The organism is Qipengyuania vesicularis, from assembly GCF_019711415.1.
GTDB classification, from domain to species: domain Bacteria; phylum Pseudomonadota; class Alphaproteobacteria; order Sphingomonadales; family Sphingomonadaceae; genus Qipengyuania; species Qipengyuania vesicularis.
Genome location: NZ_JAIGNJ010000003.1, coordinates 460,247 through 485,192, shown reverse-complemented (window position 1 = coordinate 485,192; position 24,946 = coordinate 460,247). Strand labels below are relative to the sequence as shown.

Genomic DNA, 24,946 nt, shown 5'->3' with positions numbered 1-24,946 from the left:
CCTGCCCTTGTATCAAGTGATACTATCACATATCTAGCATGACATGTTGCAACGCGCCATCAATCCGATTCGGCAACGTCTCGACCGGGTGGGTATCGGGCTTTCGGGCCTGTGCGCGCTGCATTGCCTCGCCAGTATCGTGCTGGTTTCAGGCCTCGGTATTGGCGGGGAGTTCTTCCTCGCCCCCGAAATCCATCGCTGGGGCCTGCTCGTCGCGACGCTGGTTGCTGCCGTGGCGATAGGCTGGGGCGCGCTGCGTCACCGGATGGCCGCGCCTTTCGTGATCGCCATGACTGGCCTCACCTTCATGGGGGCCGCGCTGGCCGTCCCGCATGGCTTCAAAGAGGCGATCCTGACGATCATCGGTGTCGCGCTCGTGTCGCTCGGTCACATCCTCAATCTGCGCCATGCGCACTCCGCCGCTTGCAAGGAGCGCTGCGGAGACTAAGTGGCTGGGGCTATGATTGCCCTCACCGTCAATGGCGAAAGCCGCCGCACCTCCGCTACCACCATCGCAGACCTTGTTCGCGAGCTCGATCTCGACCCTGCCAAGGTGGCGGTCGAGCATAATGGAACGATCGCACCGCGCAGTGAGCTCGCGTCGCATGCCATCGCAGCTGGCGACGTGCTGGAAATCGTACATTTCGTAGGGGGTGGGCAGGCCGCAGATAGCTGGAGCGTCGCGGGGCACACCTTCAAGAGCCGCCTCATCGTCGGCACGGGCAAGTACAAGGACTTCGAGCAGAACGCCGCCGCGCTCGAGGCGAGCGGCGCAGAAATCGTCACTGTGGCGGTGCGACGGGTGAACGTCAGCGATCCCAATGCGCCGATGCTCACCGACTTTATCGACCCGAAGAAGGTTACCTACCTCCCCAACACCGCCGGCTGCTTCACCGCCGACGACGCGATCCGCACGCTGCGGCTGGCGCGCGAGGCAGGCGGCTGGGACCTCGTCAAACTCGAAGTGCTGGGCGAGGCGAAGACGCTCTATCCCGACATGCGCGAAACGTTGAAGGCGACGGAGGTGCTGGCCAAAGAGGGTTTCCACCCGATGGTCTATTGCGTCGACGATCCGATCGCCGCCAAGCAGCTGGAGGAAGCTGGCGCCGTGGCGGTGATGCCGCTCGGTGCCCCGATCGGTTCGGGGCTAGGGATCCAGAACCAGGTGACCATCCGCCTTATCGTCGAGGGCGCCAATGTCCCTGTTCTGGTCGATGCCGGAGTGGGTACGGCGTCCGACGCTGCTGTGGCCATGGAGCTTGGCTGCGACGGCGTGCTGATGAACACCGCGATCGCCGAAGCCAAGGACCCGACGCGCATGGCCCGCGCCATGAAGCTGGCAGTCGAGGCCGGCCGTGAAGCCTATCTCGCCGGTCGCATGGGGCGCCGCAAATACGCTGATCCCTCGAGCCCGTTGGCTGGATTGATCTGACAAAGGAGCAGGCAGTGAGCGAACTCCCGATCGAATTGGAAGAGGGTGATAGCAAGGGTCGCTACGTCTATCGCGCGCCCGATGGCGCTGAGGCGGAGATCACCTTCTCGCGTGTCAGCACCACCGGGATTATCGTCGATCACACCGGCGTACCTGAGAGCATGCGTGGACAAGGCATCGGACAGCAGCTCGCCGCCCATCTTGTGAAGGATGCCCGGGAAAAGGGCATCGCGATCATCCCGCTCTGCCCCTTCTTCAAGGCCCTCGCCCAGCGTAACGAGGATTGGCAAGACGTCGTCGAGCTGTAAGCGAGGGCGCTCCGAACAGAATGTTAACCATATTGGTGGAAAGTCCGATTCGACAGGGAGTCGAATCATGGCCGTTACCAATGCCGCGTCGCTGACCATTGCCGAAATGCGCGAGTTCGCCAGCTTTACCGCGGCCGAACAGCGCTACATCCGCCGCAGCCTCGATATCGGGCTCAGCCGCTGCGACGCTTTCCGCATCTGGGGCCGCACGCAGGGCGAGACCGCCGCGATCCGCAGCCAGTATGTCGCCTATCAGGAACTGAAGGCCCTGCGCGGCGCGATCCCGCATGAATCGGGCTTCGACCAGATCGAAGGCTTCATCGGCAAGATCACCCGCGTTGCCGCCTTCGACCTCGCGCAGGAACGCATCGAGTGCTTCTCGGCTTTCCGCTTCCTCTACGAACGCCTGCTGGGCGCCGAAGCGCGCCCCTGGTTGCCGAGCGCCTTCTGCGCCGCCGCCGCGCTGCCGCAGATCCGCCCGGAACGCCGCAAGATGCTCCTCCAGAGCCTCAGCGAAGCCGCCGCGACCGCCCCCGGCTGGAGCGACCGCGCCCCGAGCTTCTATCCGGAATTTATCGAGGAAGTGGCTGCTTAGCTATCAGGGAATCTGAAGCGCTATGAGTGCGCCAGCAAAGCCGTGCGTCAGCGATTGCCCATCTTCGCGCCATGTGCCTGACATAGTTCGAAATTTGGGGATTGGCTGTCAACGCTATGCGGATTGGCTTGAGCGACAAGCGCAGAATTGTCGCAATCGAGACGGCAAGAACGCTCGGCGACCAATCGATGAGTATCGTGAGGCTATTCACAAGGCGGTTTTGAAAAGCGACGGTATTGATTGCTACACTGGTGAACAATTGGAATGGAACCGCCTTAACCACGACAAACCGATGGGCGGTGGACAACGCAATCATCGGATCCTGGGGCGGTATCCCTCGGTTGATCACTATCACGGTGTTGACAGGCTTGAGTATCGCATCTGCGCGGGATCGGTAAATCATGCCAAGGGCGCTCTAAGCCATCAGCAGTTTGTAGCCCTCTGCCGAAAGGTCGCTAAGCATCACCACAAGTGGGGCCAAAGCTAACTACGTGTCAGCTTCCTGTCTGGCCTAAAGTTCCTCCACGATCAGATAGGTCACCGTGGTTTCGCCCACATTGACCACCTCGTGCCATTCCACTCCATTGCTCGCGTAATCCGAGCCGGTTGCCAGCGTCGCGGTGCGCGTGCCGCTCGCGCTGGTCAGCTGCATCGTGCCGCCGCTCAGCGCGTAGCCGTAGTGCTTCGGATGGTAATGCCGCTCGTGACCGACGCCCGGCGGGAAGGTGCAGCGCAGGACGCGGTGCGTTTCACCCTGGTGCTGGAGCGTGCAGACGCTCTCGCCCTTCCAGCCCGCCTCCAGCGCGGAGGGCAAGGCCTCGCCTCCATGCGTTGTCGTTGCACAGCCGCCAAGCAGCAACCCTGCGATGGCCGCGCTCTTGTTTCGGAAATATCGCATAATACCCTTGCCTTGGACCCGATCGAGCCGGGCCCGTAGCAAGGTTGCTCGCGAATTAGAATGCGATCTGTGCGCCCGCCATGATCACGTCGGTGTCCGCATCCCGCTCCGACCAGGTGCTTCCGTCGGGGAAGTTGCCGCCCGAGAGGAAATTGAGCGGAACGAACCCGTCCACGTCGATATACTCACCGAACAAGTTCACGTTGGGGACGGGGAACCAGGAAAGGCCGAGCACCTTCTGCGTCTGCCGGTTCCAGGGCGAACCCTCCTCACCCGAGATAAACTTCGAGAATTCGAACGAGAGTGCCAGGCTGTGGCGCTGCATCACCGGGATCACCTCGCCGATGCCGTAACGCCCGCCGATTGTGAAGGATTCCGGCGCGACCGGGCCGTAGATGCTCAGCGGGTTGGTCGGGTCGGGAACGGCGGTGCCCGCCCAGTCCTCGGTCGTGGTCGCATATTCGCCCAAGATCGTGATCGGACCGTAATTAAGGCGGCCATAGGCGGCGAGGCCCGGGTTATTGTCTGCACACGGATTGAAGTGGAAGACCGGGTAACCCTGACAATAGGCAGTGCCGTGCTGGTAGCTGGCGCCGATCATGATCGAATCGCGCGCGTCGTCGCTCAGGTTGAGCGTATATCGACCGTCGAAGGCGAAGTTGTTCGCGCGCGAAGGAACGCTGGTTCCCTCCACCGGCACGTTGGCCGAACGGAACTGTGCGCCGCCCTGGATGATCATTCCGCGCAGGTGCAGGCCGCCCGTAACGAGGCCGACCTGTCCGCCATAGGCGAGACCGGCAAACGCGTGCCAGTTGGTCGAATTCGTGAAGGGGTTGACGGTGTCCTGAAGGCCGAAGGGCGTGTCCATCTTGCCGACCAGCGCATAGACCGGCAGCTCGTTGAGGTCGCCATACATGATCCAGCCGCGGCGCAGCTGGATCTGGTTGCGGGTAAGCGCAGTGATGGTTCCGCTGCCAAAGCTCTGCTGCGGGTCGTAAAGGAATTCCGCATACCCGGTTACGCGCGGAGCAACGCGCGCCGTGAAGGCGAAATTGGCCGAATGCAGCACGAATTCCGAGACATTGTCGCCGAGCTGGTTGTTGCTCGTCGGATGGCGCATCAGATAGCCGAACTTGCTGTCGGACGAAGCGAACTGCCAGTTCGCGATGGCCGTGATGCCGCCAGACAAGGTGACGCGATCGGGCAGCTCACCCTCCTGCAGCGCGGAAAGCTGCATGAGCGGCTTGGAGTTCACGTTCTCCGCATGGTCGAGCATAGCGAAGGCGTAAGCGGCATTCGTGCCGAGGAAGTTTTCCGAACCCTCGACCTGCATTTCGCGCGGGTCGTCGGCCTCGGTCACGACATCGACCGGACCCGACGCCTGCGCGATGGTTGTCGGCGCTTCGCCCGGGATGGCGTCCTGGGCGGTTGCTGCCGGCGCTTCGCCCTCGGTTGCCGTAGCGATGACAGCAGGATCCTCGACCTGCTCAGCTTCCAGCTGCGCGCGAAGCGCCGCGTTTTCTGCCTGCAGCGCGTCGAGCCGCTGCTCCAGCCGCTCCAGCCGCTCGAGAACTTCTGCATCCTGCGCTGCGGCAGGTGCCGCCAGAGCCAGAGCAGAAATTCCGGCGAGCAAGGTTCCTACACCCCGCACACCACGCGCGCTCATAGCGACGACCGACGTCGACATAATCATTAACCCCCAAATTCAATCGAGCCCTGTCCAGCCTTCCGTCATTCGGCTGGCGTCCGATCACGTCGTAACCACTAAGCGAAAGGAATTAAAGAATAGTCTCGATAGGAAACGGGGTTTTCTTGAGAGCGAGGCATTTCGGCACAGTTTTTCTGGCGTGGCCTTAATTTGACCCCGCCACTCGACGCTAACCGAATGACCGCTGCCTAGCTGCGATAGAGCCCGTCGAGGCGCTCGCCGTAGCGTTCCTTGATCTTGTGCCTGCGGATTTTCATCGAGGGAGTCATTTCCTCGTTCTCGATCGTGAAACCTTCGTCCGAGAAGGCGAATTGCCGCACCTTCTCGATCACCGAAAGGTCCTTGTTCACCCGGTCGACCGCCTTGCGCACTGCGCCGCGAAATTCGGGATCGTCCTGCAAGGCCTTCATGTCGAACTTCTTGCCATTAGCCTTGGCCCAATCCAGCGCCCATTCGGCGTCGGGCACGATCAGGCCGACGATATAAGGCCGCCTGTCCCCTGCCACCATCGCCTGCCCGATTTCGGGTTGCAGCGTCAGCATTCCCTCGACCTTCTGCGGGGCGATATTGTCGCCCTTGTCGTTGACGATCATGTCCTTCTTGCGATCGGTGATGACGATCCGCTCTTTCTCGTCGAGGTGCCCGATATCGCCGGTGTGGAGCCAGCCGTCCTTGATCGTGCGCTCGGTCTCGGCCTCGTTCTGCCAATACCCATGCATCACCAGCTCGCCGCGGCAGAGGATCTCGCCATCCTCCGCGATCTTCACCTCGACCCCGCGCATGGCAGGACCGACCGAATGCATCGCGATGCCGGTCTTCGGCCTGTTGCAGGCCACCACCGGGCCCGCCTCGGTCTGGCCATAGCCCTGCAGCATGGTCAGGCCCATCGATTCAAAGAAGATTCCGACCTCGGGATTGAGCGGCGCGCCGCCCGACACCATCGCCTTGATCCGTCCGCCGAAGCGTTGGCGGATCTTGGGCTTGAGCAAGCGGCCGACGACTGCGTCCTTCACACCGTCACCGAACTTCTTCTTGCCCTCGGCCCGGCGCTCGCCGACCTCGAGCGCGGTATCCATCAGCTTCTCGGCAAGGCCGCCCTGCTTCTGGACCTGCTTCATGATCCGCGTGCGCAGCACTTCGAAGAGGCGCGGCACGACGACCATGATCGTGGGGCGGGTCTCCTCGATATTGCTGGCGAGCTTCTCCAGCCCTTCCGAGTAATAGATCTGCGCGCCGACGCTGATCGGCAGGAACTGCCCGCCGGTATGTTCATAGGCGTGGCTGGCGGGAAGAAACGACAGGAACCTTTCGTCCTCGTCGATCCCGAAATCCTCGATCAGAATATCGGCCGCACCCGCGACATTGCACAGGATCGCACCATGATGCTGCATGACCCCGCGCGGTGCGCCGCCGGTGCCGCTGGTGTAGATGATGCAGGCAGTATCGCCGCGCCCGATGCCGGCGATCCGCTCCTCGACAGCCTTGCGCGCCTCTGCCGCATCGCCCTCGAGCATCTTGTCCCAGTCATGGAAGCCAAAGCTCCCCGATTGCTGACGATGAAGGTCCTCGATGCCGATAACGTGATCTGCAATGCCTGTTGCCTGCAGCGCCCCGTGGAGCGGGCCCAGCAGCTTCTCGTTCGACACGATGACCGCCTTGGCGCCCGAATTGTCGAGGATATGGATGTGGTCGCGTTCCGTATTGGTCACATAGGCCGGCACGGTGATGCAGCCTGCGGCCATGATGGCGAGGTCGGAAATGCACCACTCGGGTCGGTTCTCGGACACGAGGCACACGCGGTCGCCGGGCTTCAGGCCGAGCTTGCGCAAGTTTTCGGCAAGCAGGCAGACCTGCTCTGCCGCTTCGCCCCAGGTTATGGTTTGCCACTCGCCGTTCAGCTTTGCGCCGAGAAAGGCGCGGTCGGGCCGCTGATCGGCCCGTTTGAGGAAGAGTTCGACGAGATTGTTGGCGGAATCGATATCCGACAGCACGGGCAGGCTCCTCGATGATTGTATTCTGTTGTTGTGCGACCAACGAAAGGCAGGGGCTTAGGCTCCCGCCCCTGCTTGGGCAAGAGAGCCCGGGTACTGGTCAGGGCATGTCGAGATAGCCTTCGAGACGCGGATCGCGGGCGGTCTGCCATTTGCCATCCCTGCGCAGCAGTGCCCCACCCTTGATCGGCGCCTGCCGGACGAGGAGCTGCGCGTGGCCTAGAGAGCGGAACGCTTCCATCGAGTCGGCGAGCCATGTCCCTTCTTCGAGCAGGACCCGGTCCCCGAAAGCCATAAGGAACGGCAAGCCGAGAGCATCCTCTGCCGACAGGCCGAAATCGATCGCACCGATGATGGCGCGCGCGGTCGATACCGGGATCGTGCTGCCCCCTGCCGCACCCACGACCATGAAGGGTTCGCCTTGCGGGTCATAAACCACTGTCGGTGACATGGAGGAGCGCGGGCGCTTGCCGCCCTCGATCCTGTTGGCAACCGGGCGGCCGTCGACTTCCGGCGAGCGACTGAAATCGGTCAGCTCGTTATTGAGATAGAAGCCTCCGACCATCAGGCCCGAACCGAAGGCGCCCTCGATCGTCGAAGTGTAGCTCACCATCGTGCCATCCGCGTCGACCACGGCGAAATGCGAGGTGCCGTGCTCTTCGGGCTCATCGCCATCGGCAAGCGCTATCGGCGCACCGCGCGGATTACCGGGCTGGGGCTGTGCAATAGTGTTATCGGCGGAAATCAGCGCGCTGCGCTCGGCGAGGTAGCTGCGCTCGAGCAGCCCTGCCACGGGCACGCTCACGAAATCGCTATCGGCAAGATAAAGCTCGCGGTCGGCATAGGCGAGCCGCTGCGATTCAAGGAAGAGGTGCCATGTGACCGGATTCTCGGCCCCCAGCGACGACAGGTCGAAGCGCTCGAGCTGGAGCAGCATCTGCTGCACCGCAATCCCGCCCGAAGTCGGCGGCCCCATCGAGCAGATGCGATAGGCACGATAGCTGCTGCAGACCGCCTCGCGCTCCCTCGCCTCGTAGCTGGCGATATCGTCATAGGTCATCGCGCCCGAATGCGGCGTGTCGGCAGCAACCGTGGTCGCCACTGCCAGCGCGTTCTCGCCGCTGTAGAAGGCTTCGGAGCCACCTGCTGCGATCTTCTCGAAGGTGCGGGCAAGGGCTTCGTTGTGCACCAGCGTTCCCGCCGGCAGCGGCTCCCCTGCAGCGTCGTAGAACATGGCGCGCGCTTCGGCAGTGTGGGCGGCGCGGTCTTTCGAGCGGCCGAGCGCATCGTTCATGCGCGGATTGATCTGCCAGCCATCGCGCGCGAGGCGGATTGCCGGCTCGAACAGTTCGGACCATTCCAGCCTACCATGCGCGGCGTGGGCCTTTGCTGCGAGCGCGATATTGCCCGGAACGCCGACACTGAGGCCGCTGCGAACCGATTCCATGAAAGGCGGGACCTTGCCGTTCTCGTCGAGGAACCAGTCGGGCGTTGCCGCCGCCGGAGCTGTCTCGCGACCGTCAAATGTCGTCACATCGCCGTCGGACTCGCCCCGCACGAGAAATCCGCCGCCGCCGATGCCCGAACTCTGCGGTTCGACCACGGTCAGCGCGAGCATCACGGCGATGGCCGCGTCGGTCGCACTGCCGCCCTTGCGCAGGATTTCCTCCCCGGCCGCCTGTGCCCTCGGGTCGGCTGCACTGACTGCGCCGCCACCAGCGTAATTGAGGTTATCCGCTCCTTCGAGCGTCACTTCTTGCGGTGAGGTGGAAGCGCATCCGGCAAGTGCCAGGGCGCTGAGCGGAGCGATAATTCGGCGGTCCATGGCCGGGTGCCTATTCGCTTCCGACCGCCTCTGCAATCGAGGAGTAGCCTTCGCGCCGCATCAGTTTCTCGAGGCCGCAGGTGATCCGGCGCGGAAGGCCGGGGCCTTCATAGACCATCGCGCTATAGACCTGGACCAGGCTCGCGCCCGCCTTGATCCGCGCCCAAGCGTCTTCGGCGCTGGCAATCCCGCCCACACCCACCAGCGGGATGGAGCCACCTGTCGCCTTATGGAAGTCGCGCACGCGCTGGAGGGCGAGGTTGCGTAGAGGTGCACCCGAAAGTCCCCCCGCCTCATGGGCGTGGTGTGAGCGCAGATCGGGGCGAGAGATCGTAGTGTTGGATACGATGAGTGCGCCGAGCTGCTTGTCCGCAGCTATGCGGGCGATAGCATCGATATCGGAGGGCTCGAGATCGGGCGCGACCTTGAGGAACACTGGCGGGCCGTCCGCTCCCCTCGCCTCGAGCACTGCGTCGAGCAGGCCGGTGAGGGCGCTTTCGTCTTGCAGCGCGCGAAGGCCTGGTGTGTTCGGGCTCGAGATGTTGACCGCGAGATAGGTCGCGAGCGGTGCCATGATGCGGGTCATTTCCGCGTAATCGGCGATCCGGTCCTCGCTGTCCTTGTTCGCTCCGATGTTGATGCCCAGCACGCCGCCACGATCCTTGCGTGCAGCGAGTCGCTGGCGTGCTGCTTCCGCGCCGCCATTGTTGAACCCCATGCGATTGATGACCGCGCGGTCCTCCACCAGCCGGAACAGGCGCGGTTTCGGATTGCCGGCTTGCGGGCGCGGCGTGATCGAACCGACCTCGGCAAAACCGAAGCCGACTGCGAGCAGCTTGTCGGGGACTTCGCCATCTTTGTCGAACCCGGCCGCCATGCCGAGCGGGTTGGGAAAGGAAATTCCTGCCACTTCGGTTGCCAGGGCTCCGGGTCTGGCAGCACGCCCCAGCGGTGCTGCCTTGAGGGCGGCGATTGTTAGCTTGTGCGCGCGTTCTGGATCGAGCGCGAAGAGGGCGGGGCGGGCAAGATCGAAGAGCATGGCGCGGCGCCTATGGCCGATGCGCGAGAGGCTGTCGAGCGCGGCCAAATAGGGGCGCCTCAAGCCATTGTAAAATTCCGCCAAAATGCATTGGATGCAACGCCGATGTCGCGTGCATACAATCAACCAGAGCGAAGAATCGGTATTGGCCTTTTTGCGACCCGAAGGGCTCGAGGCAGCAATGCAACGAGTTCTCACCTACAAGGGGCGGCTCCACGTGGGCCGCCCTTTTTTTGCGCAAGTTGCAGGAATCATGATCGATTTCCTCGCTCAAGCCACACCGATCATTAACGAAATCATTGACGAGTGCCGCACGGAGGCGCACGCTCCTTGTCATAAACGGGTAATCGCACAACCAGACAGGGTCGCAAATCTATGAATCGGGGGCAGGAGGCTGAGGAGGCCTACAGGTTCGAATGGGTCAAGGCACCGCCTGATCTGACCGATTATGTGAACTCACTCTATATCCTGCGTGCAGGCAGCAATCCGGTCGATGATGTGATGCCAGCCTATTCGGGCCAGCTGGTTCTGACGCTGCGCGGCGGTGGCGACATGGAGTTCTCCGATGGCAACCGCGCACATCCCAGCCCGGCGTTTTTCCAGTGCCCCTTCACGCAAGCGCATCCCTTCACGCTCGTGCCGCACACGCTCATGCTCGGTGTATCGCTCAATTTTCGCGGGTGGACGGCGCTAACGGGCCTGCCGGTCAACGAATATTGCGATAAGTATATTCCGGCCGAGAAAGCCCTGCCTGCCGAACTGGCCGAGGAGGCGCATGCCATCGTCGGGCGGTGCAAGAGCGGCGAGATGGAGGAGGCCGATGCACTCGACGCGCTGGCCGACATCGTGCGTCGCGGGCTCAAGCCCCCGTCCGACCGCCACTTGCAGGTAATCGACACCACGCTCGAATGGTTATCGGCCAGCCTCAAGCCCAAGATCGAGGACCTGCAGGACGCGCTCCCTTACTCCGAGCGCCAGGTGCAGCGGCTGGTCACGCGTTTCTTCGGGCAACCCCCGGTTCGCCTGATCCGCCGCTACCGCGCCGTTCGCGCCGCGACTCTGCTGGCCATGCCCGACCTGGCCCCGAAGCTGGAGGCAGAGATCCGCGAGGCGTTCTACGACCAGGCGCATATGATCAAGGAGATCCGGCATTTCACCGGGCGCACCCCGCGAAGGCTCCAGCCCAAGGAGCAATCGGTGGTGAAGGAGACCCTCGCACCGGACGGCTACAGCTCGGTCGATCTGTTCGGCGGGAACCAGGACGAGGAACTGGGCAAGAAGTAGGCCCGCGCCGCTAGTTGCTAACGACTCGCAACTGGCGGTTTTCCGTTGAAAATGGCGCTTTGCGCTCATAGCTGGCTAATCGGAACGGATTCGTCCGATTTAGATTGAACCAGCACCATGCGCCTTTCGAACCTTGCAGATTACGCCGTCGTCACGATGAGCCAGGCGGCCCGCCATTGCGGCGGGGGCAGGGTGAGTGCGTCCGAACTGGCGGCGGAAACGGGCCTGCCGGTGCCCACGGTGCAAAAACTCGTGAGCAAGCTAGTCGGCGCCGGCCTGCTGCGCTCGGTACGCGGGGCGGGCGGCGGATTGCAGCTGGCGCGACCGGCAGCGGCGATCACGCTCGCCGATATCGTCGAGGCGGTGGAGGGGCCGATCGCGCTCACGGCCTGTATCGAAGGCAGCGATTGCTCGGTCGATCATGAATGCCGGGTCAGGCCGCACTGGCCGATGGTGAACGAAGCGCTGCGCGGCGCACTCGCGGGCATCAGCCTGGTGCAGCTGGCGCAGGAAAAGGAACTCGCGTGAACGAGCAAGTCGACATTCAAGACCGCGAAGCGAAGGAAGCTGCCGCAAAGGCGGCCGAGTACGAGCACGGCTGGTCCTCGGACATCGAAACCGAATTTGCCGAGAAGGGCCTGACCGAAGACACGGTCCGCTTCATCTCGGCCAAGAAGAACGAGCCGGAATGGATGCTCGACTGGCGCCTCAAGGCCTTCCGCATGTGGCAGGAGATGGAGGAGCCCAATTGGGCGAAACTGGGCTATCCGGAAATCGACTATCAGGACGCCTACTACTACGCCGCTCCGAAGAAGAAGCCCGAGCTGGAATCGCTCGACGAACTCGATCCGGCGATCCGCGAGACTTACGAGAAGCTGGGCATCCCGATTGCAGAGCAGGAAGTGCTCGCCGGGGTGAAGGGCGCGCGCAAGGTCGCGGTGGATGCGGTGTTCGACAGCGTCAGCGTCGCCACCACCTTCCGCGAGGAGCTGAAGAAGGCGGGTGTCATCTTCATGTCGATCAGCGAGGCGATCCAGGAGCATCCCGAGCTGGTGAAAAAGTGGCTCGGCAAGGTCGTGCCGCAGAAGGACAATTTCTTCGCGACGCTCAATTGCGCGGTCTTTTCCGACGGCACCTTCGTCTATGTGCCCGAAGGCGTGCGCTGCCCGATGGAGCTGTCGACCTATTTCCGCATCAATGCCGAGAATACGGGCCAGTTCGAGCGCACGCTGATCGTCGCCGAAAAGGGCAGCTACGTCAGCTATCTCGAAGGCTGCACCGCGCCGATGCGCGACGAAAACCAGCTGCACGCCGCCGTGGTCGAGTTGGTAGCGCTCGAGGATGCCGAGATCAAGTACTCGACTGTTCAGAACTGGTATCCGGGCGACGAGAACGGCAAGGGCGGGATCTACAATTTCGTCACCAAGCGCGCGCTATGCCAAGGCGCGCGGTCCAAGGTCAGCTGGACGCAGGTCGAAACCGGCAGCGCGGTGACATGGAAATACCCCAGCTGCGTACTCAACGGCGAAGACAGCGTAGGCGAATTCTATTCCGTTGCGGTTACAAATAACTACCAGCAGGCCGATACAGGAACCAAAATGGTTCATAACGGCAAGGGCAGCCGCTCGACGATCATCTCCAAGGGTATCTCGGCGGGCAAGTCGAACAACACCTATCGCGGGTTGGTGCGCGTGGCGGCCAATGCCGACGGCGTGCGCAACCGCACCGAATGCGACAGCCTGCTGATCGGCGACGAATGCGGGGCGCACACCGTGCCCTATATCGAGGTGAAGAACCCCTCTGCCCAGATCGAGCACGAGGCGACCACCAGCAAGATCAGCGACGACCAACTCTTCTACGCCATGCAACGCGGGCTCGACGACGAGGAAGCCATCGCGCTGATCGTCAACGGCTTTGCGAAAGACGTATTGAAAGAGCTACCGATGGAGTTCGCCGTCGAAGCGCAGAAGCTGCTGGCGATTTCTCTTGAGGGGAGTGTGGGGTGATGCGGAAAGCCGCCGCCTTCTTAGCCCTAGCGCTAATGGTGCCATCAACTGCTGCAATCGCCAACGCTGGCGGAGATCCGATGGGTTATACTGCCAGCAGATACTCTTCGTGCCTCGATCATCTCAGTCGCAAGCTCGATGACGGTAAAGTCGGGATCGGGGAGCTTGTGATCATGGCGGACGCAGCGTGCCGTAGAGAAAGAATTAGGCTTGAAAGCTCTGCCAGTTGGCAGAGCCCCGATGCGCAACTTCTCAAGCGAGAAGAGCTTGAAGCCCATCTCGTAAAACGCCGATTGGAATCGATGGCAATCATAGAGAGCGTGCATGACCTCCAAGAGCGCAGAATTGCTTACTACCGAGATTCCAGATGACTGACCGCAAGACACTCCAGCTTCGCGACCCCTCGGAAACCGCCGACGCCGCGCCTGCGCTCAAGAAAAAGGGCCGCGGGTGGGAGATCTCGGAGAAGCGGCTCGATGCGCTGCACGAGCAGGCGCGCGATATGCGCCGCCACTCGACCGAGGCGCATAAGGCGCTCGCCGAGAAGTTCGCCAGCGCGAACATGGGCCCCTTCACCTTCAAGCGCCACGCCGTGGTCGGCAGCGCGATCGTCGATTTCAACTGCCACAAGCTCGGCATGGCGATCATGATCGACGAGGAAGGGCAGGACGAGACCCTCGCCAAGCGCCGCGACAAGAGCCTCGAGGCGGTCGGCATCCGCGTGATGCGCATCGCCGCCAAGGATATCCTCGAGGACATGGACAAGGTCCTCGAACGCATAACCCTCGGCATGCGCAGCCGCATTGCCGACAAGCAGCAGGCGCGCCGCGATCATCAACGCAATTCCGCCCCGCGCCCCCGCTACACCAGGAATGACAATGCTGAAGATTGACAACCTCACCGCCGAAATCGACGGCAAGCAGATTTTGAACGGCCTCAGCCTCGAAGTGGCGGCCGGAGAGATCCATGCGATCATGGGCCCCAATGGCGCGGGCAAGTCGACGCTGTCCTATGTTCTAGGAGGACGCCCGGGCTATGAAGTGACCGGCGGATCGGTCGATTTCCGCGGGCAGGATTTGCTCGACTTGGAGCCGCACGAGCGCGCGGCCGCCGGCCTCTTCCTCGGCTTCCAGTACCCGGTCGAGATTCCCGGCGTCTCCAACGTTCAGTTCCTGCGCGAGGCCCTCAATTCGCAGCGCAAGCAGCGCGGGGAAGAACCGCTGACCGGCGGCGAATTCCTCAAGCTTGCCAAGGAAAAGGCCAACCTGCTCGGCCTCGACATGGACATGCTCAAGCGGAACGTGAACGTCGGCTTCTCGGGCGGCGAGAAGAAGCGCGCCGAGATGGTCCAGATGGGTATCCTCGACCCCAGTTTCGCCGTGCTCGACGAGACCGACAGCGGCCTCGACATCGATGCCCTGCGCGTTGTGGGCGAGGGCATCAACGCGATCATGCGCGACGCGAACAAGGGCGTGCTCCTCATCACCCACTACCAGCGCCTGCTCGAAGTCGTGCGCCCGGACAAGGTATCGATCCTGGCCAAAGGCCGCATCGTGCGCACCGGCGGTCCCGAACTTGCCGAGCGGCTCGAGAACGAGGGCTATGACGCGGTGATGGCGGAGCCGGCATGAGCGGGGCCGCTACCCTTCCCACCCGCAAGGACGAGGCCTGGCGCTATGCCGCGGTTGAGAAATTGCGCGAGGCCGATGTCGAGAACTGGCGGCAGATCGATATTGCGGCGGGTGAGAGTGCGCGCGAACTCCTCGTCATAAGCGACGGGAATTCGAGCGAAACCGAAGTCCACCGCCTGCGTGTGCAAGTCGGCGAAGGCGCGCGGTTCGAGCTGTTTGGCGTCATTGCCTCAGCCGACTACGCCCGCGTCGAGCTCGATGTGACGCTGGGCAAGGGCGCGCATTTCGAGATGGGCGGGATCACCGTGGGCGGCCGCGAGACCGTGCGCGAGTTCGTTACTCGCACCACCCATGCCGAGCCTGACGGGACGAGCAACCAAGCCGTGCGTGCTGTCCACTGGGGCAAGGGTACGGGCAACTTCCTCGGCTCGATCGACGTGGTGCGCCATGCGCAGAAGACCGACGCCGCGCAGGACTTCAAGGGCCTGCTACTCGAAAAGGGCGCGAGCGTGAACGCCGTGCCGCAGCTCGAGATCTTCGCCGACGACGTGAAGTGCGCGCACGGCGCCACGGTCGGCCAGCTCGATGAAAGCGCGCGCTTCTACATGGCGGCACGCGGGCTGACGCCCGAACTGTCGCGCCGCCTGCTGGTGCAGGCCTTCATTGGCGATGCACTGGTCGCGCTCGATGACGAGGATGCACAGGAGCGCCTGCTGCAGGTCGCGCTCGACAAGCTGGACAAGCACCTGTGAGCGAGACGGCGACCCTATCCCGGAAAGCCGACTTCCCCGGCCTCGTGACGCCGGAAGGCGAAGTCTGGCATTATCTCGACACGGCGGCCTCGGCGCAAAAGCCGCAGGCGGTGATCGACGCCATGAGCCGCGCCCTCGGCCGGGACTATGCGACCGTCCACCGGGGAGTGTACGGCCGCTCGGCGCGCATGACCCAAGGTTACGAGGCCGCACGTCGCCGTGTCGCCGACTTCATGGGTGCGAAAAGCGAGAACGAGATCGTCTTCGTGCGCGGTGCAACCGAGGCGATCAATCTCGTGGCCGCGACCTGGGGTGCGACGCGCATCGGCGAGGGCGACAGGATCGTGCTTTCGACGCTCGAGCATCACTCGAATATCGTTCCCTGGCAAATACTTGCAGAACGAACCGGAGCTCAAATCGATGTCTGTCCGCTGACCGAAGATGGGCAGATCGACCTCGGAGGTCTGGAGGTGTTGCTTGCTCCGCGAACCAAATTGGTTGCGCTGGCACATGTTTCGAATGTTTTGGGCTCAGTCCTCGATGCGCGCAAGGCTGCCGAGCTTGCCCATTCGGTCGGCGCAAAGATCCTGCTCGATGGATGCCAGGCTGCGCCGCGGATGAAGCTCGATATGCAAGCACTCGATTGCGACTTCTATGCCTGGTCGGGTCACAAGCTTTATGGACCGACAGGCATCGGCGTCCTCTGGACGCGCGAGGAAATCCTCGACGAGATGCCGCCATACCAGGGCGGCGGCGCCATGATCGAGAAAGTGGCCTTCGAAGGCACCACCTACGCCCCGCCACCACAGCGCTTCGAGGCAGGCACGCCCATGATCACCGAAGCGATCGCCCTTCATGCGGCCGTGGACTACGTCGCCGCGCTGGGCCCAGACCGCCTGTTCGAGCATGAGGCAGGTCTGGCTCGCAAATTGCGGGAAGAGCTGCGGAAACTGAATGCGGTGACACTGTTCGGACCGGAGGAAAGCGCAGGTATCGTCAGTTTCGCGCTCGACGGGGTTCATCCGCACGATCTCGGCACCATATTGGACGAAGAGAACGTCGCGATCCGTGCCGGTCACCACTGTGCGCAGCCGTTGATGGCGCATCTCGGCGTCCCTGCAACGGCGCGCGCCAGCTTCGGTCTCTACAGCGACGAAAGCGATATCGACGCGCTGCTGCGCGGAATTGAAAGGACCCGGAGGATCTTCGGATGAACAAACCCTCTGACGAACAGGATTTCATCGCCGCTCCCTCGCCGGCGGACACCGTGGTCGGCAAGCCTCCGCGCGCGCGAGTCTCGGACGCCGTCGACCCCGACGAAACCGCGGGCGAAAAGCTCGAGCGCAAGCGCGATTATCTCGAAGGCTTCCTGGCGAAGCAGCCCGAAGCCGACCTTGCGACCGGCGCGGGCGGCAAGCTTCAGCAGGCCGTGATCGATGCGCTCAAGGAGATCTACGATCCGGAAATCCCGGTGAACATCTACGATCTGGGCCTCATCTACGGCGTCGAGGTCGACGAGGAATGCGATGTCACCGTCACCATGACGCTGACCACGCCGCATTGTCCTGTCGCCGAGACCATGCCGGGCGAGGTCGAACTGCGCGCCGGCAGCGTTCCCGGCGTGCGCGATGCCGAGGTCAATCTGGTCTGGGACCCGCCATGGGGCCCGGACAAGATGACCGACGAGGCTCGCCTCGAACTGGGGATGCTGTGATGGCCGATACGACGACCCGCCCCGCCCCCAAGGCTGCCGTTATCCTGACGCCGCGCGCGGAAGAGCGTGTGGCCGAACTCATGTCGAAGGCGCCCGAGGACGCGATTGGCGTCAAGCTGTCGACCCCGCGTCGCGGATGTTCAGGGCTCGCCTATTCGGTCGATTATGTGACCGAGGAAGCCAAGTTCGACGAGAAGATCGAAACCCCCGGCGGGGTCTTCTACATCGACGGTGCCAGCGTACTCTACCTCGTCGGCAGCACGATGGACTGGGTGGAGGATGATTTCTCCGCCGGTTTCGTGTTCGACAACCCAAATGCCAAGGGCGCATGCGGCTGCGGCGAAAGCTTCATGGTATAGTTTTCGAATGGATCGCTCCGACCGGCTCCTTGATGAAGTTCGCCAGCTCTTGCGAGAGTCGCGGGAACGTAGGCGATCTGATCCATTCCTCAATGATCGGTGGGGCAAGCGCCGCAAGCCTCCCGAGGCGGGCATGGCAGTTCCGGTCATACCACCCAACGGACCGCTGCCGAAGCAAGGCGGTGCGGAAGCGCACCTCGAATTCGACTAACGCCTGAGGGCTCGCACACAGGCGGCGCGATCGACATCTTCCCCATCGCTGGCACGCCGCGCCTCGACATGGGTCGCGCTCGGCTCTCCGCCGGGCCGAAGTGGATAGAGATAGATGTCGAGCACGCAGGCATTGCCCGAGAACTGCAGTTTGACCGCATCGCCCTCCTTCACCTCCAGCCTCGGCAGGCCGAAGATGTTGGCGAGCGCGGTTGCATTACGCCCGATGACGGCCTCCAGCCCCGGCAGGTTCATGACCTGCGGCGCAATGAAGGTAGGCGTCGAGGGCGCCGGCCTTACAGGCGGCTGTTGTGGCGGTGGGGCCGGACGGTTCGCCGATGGCGCGGGGCGCTGCTGCGGGAAATAGTCGGGCGGCGTGCTGACGCAGGCCGACAGGCTTGCCGAGACGGCCGCCAGCGGGAGGAGTTTACGCAATCCCGGCCCTCCCGCGGTGCACCAGGTGGGTGGCGCTTGCCGCGCCGAGCACAGGGGCGAGGAGGTTGGCGAAGGGCACCAGCAGCAGCCCAGCAATCGCGCCACCTAGAAGGAAGCGATTCGATCCGCCCATGGGCGCCAACTCCGCCTCGTCCTGTCGGTGGCGAAGCCAGACCATGTCCTGCAGCTCGCGGCCCAGCAGGAAGGCGTTCACCGCCCAGAACAGCAGCGCCGTGCCGATCCCGGTCACAAGCAGCATAATCGCAAAGGGCAGGGCGATGAGGTTCGCTACCAGCGCCCGAAGCGTTGAGCGAAGCCCGTTGGCCATCTCTTGGCGGAAACCAAGCGAGCGGGCCGCGCTGGCTTCGCGCGGATAATGCTTGGCCTCGACGGCGCGGACCACCTCTTCGGCAAAGAATTGCAGGACGAAGAGCGCGACGAAACGAAACAGCAGCCAAAGGCCCAGCAGGCCAACCGAAAATGCGACGATGCCGGCCACCGTATCGCTGTAATCGGCAGGGAGGTTGGCCACGATCCAGTCTTCCACCAGAGCATCGAGGGCAAACCAGAAGCCGACGCCGATGGCGAAGAATATCGCTAGCGTAATCACCAGGCTCTTGGCCAGAACCCTGATAATCGCGGGATCGCCCAACTGGCTGAAAGACAAGGCAAGGGCGCGTGGAAGCGACATCATCGTGTGTTCTCGAATTGCGCGCTGCGACGGTCAAGTCAACGCCGCCCTTGGCCTATGCGCGATGAACCGCTAACCGCGCCCGACGAGTTTCCCCCATTTCAAAGATTCTACCGGAGTTTTCATGACCGACCCCCGTTACGACGTCGTCGCGATCGGCAATGCCATCGTCGACGTGATGGCCCCCTGCGAAGACGAGCTGATCGAAGAGCTGGGCCTTGCCAAGGGCGGCATGACCCTCGTCGATACCGATCGCGCCAGGGAACTCTACGACGCGATGGGCCGCGCGACCGAAATCTCGGGAGGCTCGGCGGCCAACACGCTCGCCGGAATGGCAGCCCTGGGCGCGCAATGTGCCTTCGTCGGCCAGGTTGCCAAGGATCAGCTCGGCGACATCTTCGCGCATGACATCCGCGCCGTCGGCATCGATTTCGACACCCAGCCGCGCGAGGGCGACCCGCCGACCGCGCGCTGCCTGATCTTCGTCACGCCCGATGGCGAGCGCACCATGAATACCTTCCTCGGCGCTTCGCAGTTCCTGCCGCCCGCAGCGCTCGACGAGGAGCTGATTGCCAGCGCCGGAGTGCTCTACCTCGAAGGCTATCTGTGGGATCCGGAAGAACCGCGCAGCGCCATGCGCCGCGCTATTGAAGTTGCCCGCGATGCTGGCCGCAAGGTCGCTTTCACCGCCTCGGAAAGCTTCGTGATCGACCGCCACGGCGACGATTTCCGTGCGCTGATCGAGGAAGGCCAGATCGACATCCTGTTCGTCAACGAACACGAACTGGCAACGTTGACCGGCGAGAGCGAGTTCGAAGCCGGCATCGCCGCTCTGCAGGACAAGGTGCCCGTCCTCGTCGCCACCCGCAGCGCCAAGGGTGCCATTGCCGTAGCGAATGGCGAGCGCGCGCAGGTCGCCGCCGAACCGATCGAGAAGGTGGTCGATACGACCGGGGCAGGCGACCTATTTGCCGCCGGCTTCCTGACCGGCCACACCCGCGGCGAGGCCCTCGAAACCTGCCTGCGCATGGGCGCGATCTGCGCTGGCGAGATCATCAGCCACATCGGTGCTCGCTCGGAAAAAGACCTGAAAGCGCTGGTCGCAGAAAAGCTCGGCTGACCCCGATTCGAGCCTTCCTGGCCTGGAATCACGAAAGCCCCGCTCGAAAGGTGGGGCTTTTTCGTGCGCCTGACGCGCGCCATTTCAAGGCCCCACCGCCCGCATTACCGTAGCGGCAGCGCCCGAAGAAAGAGCGCTTGCGGGCAGCTCGCCCCCCGAAGAATTTCGATTTGCAACCTTGCGCCGCCGCCGCGCTTGGTGAAGAAAATCCGCCAGCAAGCCCGGAATCGCGGGCGCGAGAGGATGACAAGCGGAGCGTGACCCCATGAATCTCGAATTCACCCCCGAAGAGCAGGCTTTTCGCGACGAGGTTCGCGCCTTCATCGAAGAGAACTATCCCAAGCACCTGGGCGACGTCGGCCTGCGCGAAGATCTCTCGCGTGAAGACTTCCTCGCCTGGCACAAGATCCTCGGCGAAAAGGGCTGGTCGGTCCCCGCATGGCCCGAACAATATGGCGGCACCGGCTGGACGCCCACGCAGCGCTACATCTGGTCGGAAGAGAACGCCCGCGTGAACGCGGTCATGCCGCTTCCTTTCGGCGTCTCCATGGTCGGCCCCGTCATCTACACTTTCGGCAATGAAGAGCAGAAGGCCAAGCACCTGCCCGGCATCCGCAGCGGCGACGTGTGGTGGTGCCAGGGCTACTCCGAGCCGGGCGCTGGCTCGGACCTCGCCTCGCTCAAAACCACCGCGGTCCGCGACGGCGACCATTATGTGATCAATGGCCAGAAGACCTGGACCACGCTGGCGCAATATGCCGACTGGGGCTTCTTCCTTTGCCGAACCGACACCGATGCTGCCAAGCCGCAGGAAGGCATCAGCTTCATCCTCGTCGACATGAAATCGCCCGGTGTCGAAGTGAAGCCGATTAAGCTTCTCGACGGCGGCCACGAGGTCAACGAGACCTGGCTGACCGACGTGCGCGTTCCGGTCGAGAACCTCGTCGGCGAAGAGAACAAGGGCTGGACCTACGCCAAGTTCCTGCTCGCCCACGAACGCAGCGGCATCGCGGGTGTCGCCCGCTCCAAGCGCGGCGTCGAGAAGCTCCGCGAGATCGCCGCGAACGAGACGATCGACGGCGAGCCGCTTATCGAGGACTTCGAATTCGCCCGCAAGGTGAGCCAGCTGGAAATCGACCTTGCCGCGCTCGAGATCACCGAACTGCGCACGCTCGCCGGTGAGCAGGCCGGCAAGGGCCCGGGGCCGGAAAGCTCGATCCTCAAGATCAAGGGCACCGAGATCCAGCAGCGGCTGACCGAACTCACCCTGGAAGCGGTCGGCAGCTATTCCGCGCCCTATTACGGCAGCATCGCGAATGATGCGGGCTCGAACGAATATCCGATCGGGCCGGACTACGCGCACCACTCTGCCGCGACCTATTTCAACATGCGCAAGACTTCGATCTACGGCGGATCGAACGAGATCCAGCGCAACATCATCACGAAAATGATCCTCGGCCTCTAAGGCCAGAGTTCTAGCGGAGAGAGACCCGTGGATTTCAACTTCACCGAAGAACAGGACATGGTGCGCGACGGACTTTCGCGCCTTGTCAGAGAACAATACGACTGGGAAACCCGCCGCGCGGCGATCGCGAGCGATGCCGGATGGCGCCCCGAAATCTGGGCGCAGCTGGCCGAGCTCGGCATCCTCGGCATGCCCTTCAGCGAGGAAGTCGGCGGCTTCGGCGGCGGCGCGGTCGATGCGATGATCGTGATGGAGGAATTCGGCAAAGGCCTTGTGGTCGAACCCTTCGTCCCCACCGTCGTCTGCGCAGGCGGCTTCCTGAAGCACGCCGGCAGCGAAGCCCAGCGCGAGGAACACCTCTCGGCCATCACCGACGGTAGCCGCGTCTTCGCCTTCGCCTATGCCGAACCGCGCGGGCGCTACAATTACGCCGACCTCGAAACCACGGCGAAGAAGGACGGCGACAGCTATGTCCTCAATGGCCACAAGGCGGTCGTTATCGGCGCGCCCTGGGCGAGCCACCTCGTCGTCACCGCGCGCACCGGTGGTGACCGCCGCGATGCCGAGGGCGTGAGCGTCTTCATCGTTGACAAGAGCGCCGACGGCATTGTCACGCGCGATTACGAGACCGTCGACGGTCGCCGCGCTTCGGAAATCTATTTCGAGAAGGTCTCGGTCCCCGCCGACGCGCTGATCGGCGAGGAAGGCGCAGCCCTGCCGCTGATCGAGCAGGTCGCCGACGAGGCCATCGCCGCCCAGTGCGCCGAGGCCTGCGGGGCGATGAAGGTCGCCCACGCCATGACGCTCGAGTACTCGAAGCAGCGCAAGCAGTTCGGCGTGCCGATCGGCAAGTTCCAGGTGCTCCAGCACCGCATGGTCGACATGTACACCGCCTACGAGACCGCCGTCTCGCTGACCTATCTCGCCACGCTCAAGCTCGATGCGGGCGAAAAGGAGCGCAAACGTGCCGCCTCATCGGCCAAGGTCGGCGTAGGCCAGTCGGCGCGTTTCGTCGGTCAGGAAGCGGTACAGATCCACGGCGGCAACGGCGTGACCGACGAATATGCCATCGGCCACTACTTCAAGCGCCTGACGATCTTCGAAAGCGAATTCGGCAGCGTGGACCACCACCTGAAGCGGCACATTTCGCTGGCTTGATCGAGAGGCGGAGAGGGTCCTTAGGCGCCGTTTCTCGGACCCTCCCAGTCACCGGGTGATTGGTAAACCGTCGGTCACACCTTGTTCCCTCCGGTAATCGACCAGAGCCTTGATATGAGGCTCTTCGAACATCGCCATGTAGCGCGGGTCGGCGCGGATCTCGTCGGAGGCGGTTAGCCGCCCTCCAACCAAGAGGGGTATCACGATGTGGATGCCCTGACGACTGAAATCGAAATTCTCAACGAGCCCGAATGCCTCGTCGACATATCCGTAAAGGAGTAGGATCAAAAACCAGTCGCTGGGCGGCATCAAGCCATCATTTTGTCCCTCCGCATCCCATTCCACCGTGCCTTTCTCCCCGAGGAAAATGAATTCGGTGTGCATGATTATCGATCGCGATGGCCCCAGGTCTCCCGAATAGAAAGCGCGCTCATCCTCGACCATTTCGGCGATGGTGCCGATATCCATTCTAAAGTCATACGGGGTCCCATGCTGGAGCAATGCACCCCACCATTGAAATGCGGCGAACCAGCAATCAATCCGGCATTCCACTACGCTACGCCGGACCGCTGGATAGTCGCCGGCCCCGTGCAGAGAGTATCGGTGAAACCGCTTAAGAATCCGGTTGAAGGGATCTGCCGCCATGGCGCGTTCAACATGCATCGCGGCCTCCCTCGGGCGGCCAGCCAGCTGGAGCGCGGATCTCATAAAGGCGGCGACACGGGGATCATCGGGATTTTGCTCAAGTAGTTTTTGCGCAGTCGCGAGCGCCCCGCCGATATCTCCATGTGTGTTGAGCTGGAAGATGCCTTCAGCGATTTCGACCTCGAAGCTTTCAGGGTCGAGCGCGAGTGCCTTATCTTTGTGTTCTTGGTAGAGACCAATGTATTCATCTCGCGAGAGTGTGAAGAAGGTGCTGTTGGTCCCGATCGCGAGGACGTAGGCCGCCACTGCATGAGCAGCGGCAAAGTCAGGTTCGATCGACGTAGCAAGCTGCATTTGTCGCAATGCGTGCTGCCAGTCCGATGAATCGCGTGCGGTCAGAAAGGACAGGCCATCGAGATAAGCCTCTTGGGCCCGCGGGTCGAGATCATCCGGAATGTGGACCTCGCCACTGGCCATACGGCGCAAGGCGAGGATCGTGCCGGAAAGCCGGGTCAGGAGCAGTGCTTCGAACTCGTCAGGATGGGATGGCGACCCCGCAATCTCCCGCGACCAGACTGCTCGTCCGGAGCGAGCTTCGACCAGCTTGACCTGGCTTACCAGGCGATTGTTCGATGCCAGAACATCACCCTCGATAAAGTGATCGACACCCAGTCGCTGGCCGATCTCCTGCGGCGAGAGGTTCCGGCCGTCCAAGGCGTCGATTGCAGCGCTGGGGGCGAGGTCGATACCCGGGACGCGGGCAAGGTTGCTGGAGATCGAAGCGGTAAAGGCATCTCCGCGCTCCCGCCATTCCTCGTCTCCGCTTACGTTGAAAGGAAGAACCGCAAGCGATGTGGGTGCTTGCTGGGTCGGGCTGTTAGTCGATCCGAATAGGGCTACGGTCGCGATCACCGCGATCACGACCAATATCCCGAGGCTGGTGATGGCCAACGAGGAAGGACCGGTCTTTCGACGGATGGACCCGACATCCTGATCGGCAGCGGGCGGTTCCGGCTCACCTGCACCTGCCGAGCCCGCGCCGCGCGGAAATTCGAGCGCTTCGGCTGCATCAAGCTGGTATCCGATACCTCGCAGAGTGTGGAGCAGACCGGCATCATCTCCCAGCGCCTTGCGGACTGCGGTGACATGGACCTGCAACGCGTTCTCCTCGACGGTGACGTCGTGCCAGACGGCTTCCATCAGTTCGTCCTTGGTGACGATCTCACCGCCAGCTTCTGCGAGGATGGTCAGGATCGACAGGGCGCGCGGGCCGAGGTGTACATGCTCGCCATCCAGCAGGAGTTGGCGATGCGGCTGCAAGATATGCGACCCGATGCGAAACTCTTCCACACCGGCCCCTTTCCCCGACCTTAAGAAAAGCTGTTGCCATCAGTCGGTCTTGCGATCTTGTCACAAACCGGCGCGAATTGCCAATTTTGGTAGGACCGTCTGTCGAACTTCCGGTAGAGCCGTAAGTATCTGTTTTTCTTTGCTTGCGCCGATTCCTTTTAAGGAAAACAACAGGTTTCAGCGAAGTTTCACGCAATCCTCATGCAACCACCAAGGCACCATTTCCCGCCCTGGCGCAAAAAGGTCTAACCAAAGGGCAATCGGAAATCCCGAGCCCTCTGGATGAAGAGCACTTTGAGTGATCGCGGAGGGCACATCCCACAGTACGGG

General features: G+C 62.8%; 24 protein-coding genes. 16 read left to right on the top strand and 8 right to left on the bottom strand.

Annotation, left to right across the window (positions count from 1 at the left end; all coding sequences use genetic code 11):
• The first annotated feature begins 43 nt into the window (after nucleotides 1–43).
• From K3146_RS11185 to K3146_RS11170, 4 genes are all read left to right on the top strand, one after another.
• Entirely contained in the window at nucleotides 44–448 is a 405-nt protein-coding gene (locus K3146_RS11185) for a MerC domain-containing protein (RefSeq protein ID WP_221546360.1), read from the top strand.
• Between the two features lie 12 nt (nucleotides 449–460).
• Nucleotides 461–1,432: a sulfur carrier protein ThiS gene (gene thiS / locus K3146_RS11180; protein WP_221546359.1), complete on the top strand. Its 972-nt coding sequence runs from the start codon at nucleotides 461–463 to the stop codon at nucleotides 1,430–1,432.
• Between the two features lie 14 nt (nucleotides 1,433–1,446).
• Nucleotides 1,447–1,740 (top strand): GNAT family N-acetyltransferase, encoded by a 294-nt coding sequence (locus K3146_RS11175; RefSeq protein ID WP_221546358.1) that lies wholly within the window; start codon nucleotides 1,447–1,449, stop codon nucleotides 1,738–1,740.
• 67 nt (nucleotides 1,741–1,807) lie between these two features.
• Nucleotides 1,808–2,335 (top strand): hypothetical protein, encoded by a 528-nt coding sequence (locus K3146_RS11170; protein WP_221546357.1) that lies wholly within the window; start codon nucleotides 1,808–1,810, stop codon nucleotides 2,333–2,335.
• Between the two features lie 511 nt (nucleotides 2,336–2,846).
• Here K3146_RS11170 and K3146_RS11165 read toward each other — a convergent pair.
• From K3146_RS11165 to K3146_RS11145, 5 genes are all read right to left on the bottom strand, one after another.
• Complete coding sequence (locus tag K3146_RS11165; protein ID WP_221546356.1) at nucleotides 2,847–3,233, bottom strand: cupin domain-containing protein; 387 nt, start codon at nucleotides 3,231–3,233, stop codon at nucleotides 2,847–2,849.
• Between the two features lie 55 nt (nucleotides 3,234–3,288).
• Nucleotides 3,289–4,920 carry a hypothetical protein gene (locus tag K3146_RS11160; protein ID WP_247711200.1) on the bottom strand — a complete coding sequence of 544 codons (1,632 nt, stop codon included), beginning with the start codon at nucleotides 4,918–4,920 and terminating at the stop codon, nucleotides 3,289–3,291.
• A 209-nt stretch (nucleotides 4,921–5,129) separates the two neighbouring features.
• On the bottom strand, nucleotides 5,130–6,932 hold the full coding sequence (locus K3146_RS11155) for an AMP-dependent synthetase/ligase (protein ID WP_425594597.1): 1,803 nt from the start codon (nucleotides 6,930–6,932) through the stop codon (nucleotides 5,130–5,132).
• A 100-nt stretch (nucleotides 6,933–7,032) separates the two neighbouring features.
• Nucleotides 7,033–8,757, bottom strand: a complete 1,725-nt coding sequence (ggt, locus tag K3146_RS11150; protein WP_221546355.1) for a gamma-glutamyltransferase — start codon at nucleotides 8,755–8,757, stop codon at nucleotides 7,033–7,035.
• Nucleotides 8,758–8,767: 10 nt separating this feature from the next.
• Nucleotides 8,768–9,796 carry a quinone-dependent dihydroorotate dehydrogenase gene (locus K3146_RS11145; protein WP_221546518.1) on the bottom strand — a complete coding sequence of 343 codons (1,029 nt, stop codon included), beginning with the start codon at nucleotides 9,794–9,796 and terminating at the stop codon, nucleotides 8,768–8,770.
• A gap of 375 nt (nucleotides 9,797–10,171) precedes the next feature.
• Here K3146_RS11145 and K3146_RS11140 point away from each other — a divergent pair, with 375 nt between their 5' ends.
• The 9 genes from K3146_RS11140 to K3146_RS11100 all read left to right on the top strand — a co-directional run bounded on the left by K3146_RS11140 (nucleotide 10,172) and on the right by K3146_RS11100 (nucleotide 17,542).
• The gene (locus K3146_RS11140) at nucleotides 10,172–11,080 is read left to right on the top strand and encodes a helix-turn-helix transcriptional regulator (RefSeq protein WP_221546354.1); all 909 of its coding nucleotides are present in this window, start codon (nucleotides 10,172–10,174) and stop codon (nucleotides 11,078–11,080) included.
• Between the two features lie 117 nt (nucleotides 11,081–11,197).
• Nucleotides 11,198–11,608 carry an SUF system Fe-S cluster assembly regulator gene (locus K3146_RS11135; RefSeq protein WP_221546353.1) on the top strand — a complete coding sequence of 137 codons (411 nt, stop codon included), beginning with the start codon at nucleotides 11,198–11,200 and terminating at the stop codon, nucleotides 11,606–11,608.
• Nucleotides 11,605–13,086 carry a Fe-S cluster assembly protein SufB gene (gene sufB, locus K3146_RS11130; RefSeq protein ID WP_221546352.1) on the top strand — a complete coding sequence of 494 codons (1,482 nt, stop codon included), beginning with the start codon at nucleotides 11,605–11,607 and terminating at the stop codon, nucleotides 13,084–13,086. The genes K3146_RS11135 and sufB overlap by 4 nt, the downstream gene beginning before the upstream one ends.
• A 367-nt stretch (nucleotides 13,087–13,453) precedes the next feature.
• On the top strand, nucleotides 13,454–13,978 hold the full coding sequence (locus K3146_RS11125; RefSeq protein ID WP_221546351.1) for an endonuclease domain-containing protein: 525 nt from the start codon (nucleotides 13,454–13,456) through the stop codon (nucleotides 13,976–13,978).
• Entirely contained in the window at nucleotides 13,965–14,717 is a 753-nt protein-coding gene (gene sufC, locus K3146_RS11120) for a Fe-S cluster assembly ATPase SufC (RefSeq protein ID WP_221546350.1), read from the top strand. Before K3146_RS11125 ends, sufC begins: the two co-directional genes overlap by 14 nt.
• Nucleotides 14,714–15,469, top strand: a complete 756-nt coding sequence (locus K3146_RS11115) for a SufD family Fe-S cluster assembly protein (protein ID WP_221546349.1) — start codon at nucleotides 14,714–14,716, stop codon at nucleotides 15,467–15,469. The genes sufC and K3146_RS11115 overlap by 4 nt, the downstream gene beginning before the upstream one ends.
• Nucleotides 15,466–16,683 carry a cysteine desulfurase gene (locus tag K3146_RS11110; RefSeq protein ID WP_221546348.1) on the top strand — a complete coding sequence of 406 codons (1,218 nt, stop codon included), beginning with the start codon at nucleotides 15,466–15,468 and terminating at the stop codon, nucleotides 16,681–16,683. Before K3146_RS11115 ends, K3146_RS11110 begins: the two co-directional genes overlap by 4 nt.
• Entirely contained in the window at nucleotides 16,680–17,183 is a 504-nt protein-coding gene (locus K3146_RS11105) for an SUF system Fe-S cluster assembly protein (protein ID WP_221546347.1), read from the top strand. The genes K3146_RS11110 and K3146_RS11105 overlap by 4 nt, the downstream gene beginning before the upstream one ends.
• Complete coding sequence (locus tag K3146_RS11100; protein WP_221546346.1) at nucleotides 17,183–17,542, top strand: HesB/IscA family protein; 360 nt, start codon at nucleotides 17,183–17,185, stop codon at nucleotides 17,540–17,542. Before K3146_RS11105 ends, K3146_RS11100 begins: the two co-directional genes overlap by 1 nt.
• Nucleotides 17,543–17,749: 207 nt before the next feature.
• Here the strand turns inward: K3146_RS11100 and K3146_RS11095 are convergent, their stop codons facing one another.
• The gene (locus K3146_RS11095) at nucleotides 17,750–18,187 is read right to left on the bottom strand and encodes a hypothetical protein (protein WP_221546345.1); all 438 of its coding nucleotides are present in this window, start codon (nucleotides 18,185–18,187) and stop codon (nucleotides 17,750–17,752) included.
• Nucleotides 18,180–18,881: an EI24 domain-containing protein gene (locus K3146_RS11090; RefSeq protein ID WP_221546344.1), complete on the bottom strand. Its 702-nt coding sequence runs from the start codon at nucleotides 18,879–18,881 to the stop codon at nucleotides 18,180–18,182. The genes K3146_RS11095 and K3146_RS11090 overlap by 8 nt, the downstream gene beginning before the upstream one ends.
• A gap of 121 nt (nucleotides 18,882–19,002) precedes the next feature.
• Between K3146_RS11090 and K3146_RS11085 the strand changes: the two genes are divergently transcribed.
• From K3146_RS11085 to K3146_RS11075, 3 genes are all read left to right on the top strand, one after another.
• Nucleotides 19,003–19,998 (top strand): adenosine kinase, encoded by a 996-nt coding sequence (locus tag K3146_RS11085; protein ID WP_221546343.1) that lies wholly within the window; start codon nucleotides 19,003–19,005, stop codon nucleotides 19,996–19,998.
• Between the two features lie 265 nt (nucleotides 19,999–20,263).
• Nucleotides 20,264–21,463, top strand: a complete 1,200-nt coding sequence (locus K3146_RS11080; protein WP_221546342.1) for an acyl-CoA dehydrogenase family protein — start codon at nucleotides 20,264–20,266, stop codon at nucleotides 21,461–21,463.
• Between the two features lie 27 nt (nucleotides 21,464–21,490).
• Nucleotides 21,491–22,621 carry an acyl-CoA dehydrogenase family protein gene (locus K3146_RS11075; RefSeq protein WP_221546341.1) on the top strand — a complete coding sequence of 377 codons (1,131 nt, stop codon included), beginning with the start codon at nucleotides 21,491–21,493 and terminating at the stop codon, nucleotides 22,619–22,621.
• A gap of 48 nt (nucleotides 22,622–22,669) precedes the next feature.
• On the opposite strand, the gene K3146_RS11070 is transcribed toward K3146_RS11075, so the two are convergent.
• Nucleotides 22,670–24,616: a winged helix-turn-helix domain-containing protein gene (locus K3146_RS11070; protein ID WP_221546340.1), complete on the bottom strand. Its 1,947-nt coding sequence runs from the start codon at nucleotides 24,614–24,616 to the stop codon at nucleotides 22,670–22,672.
• Nucleotides 24,617–24,946: the final 330 nt, after the last annotated feature.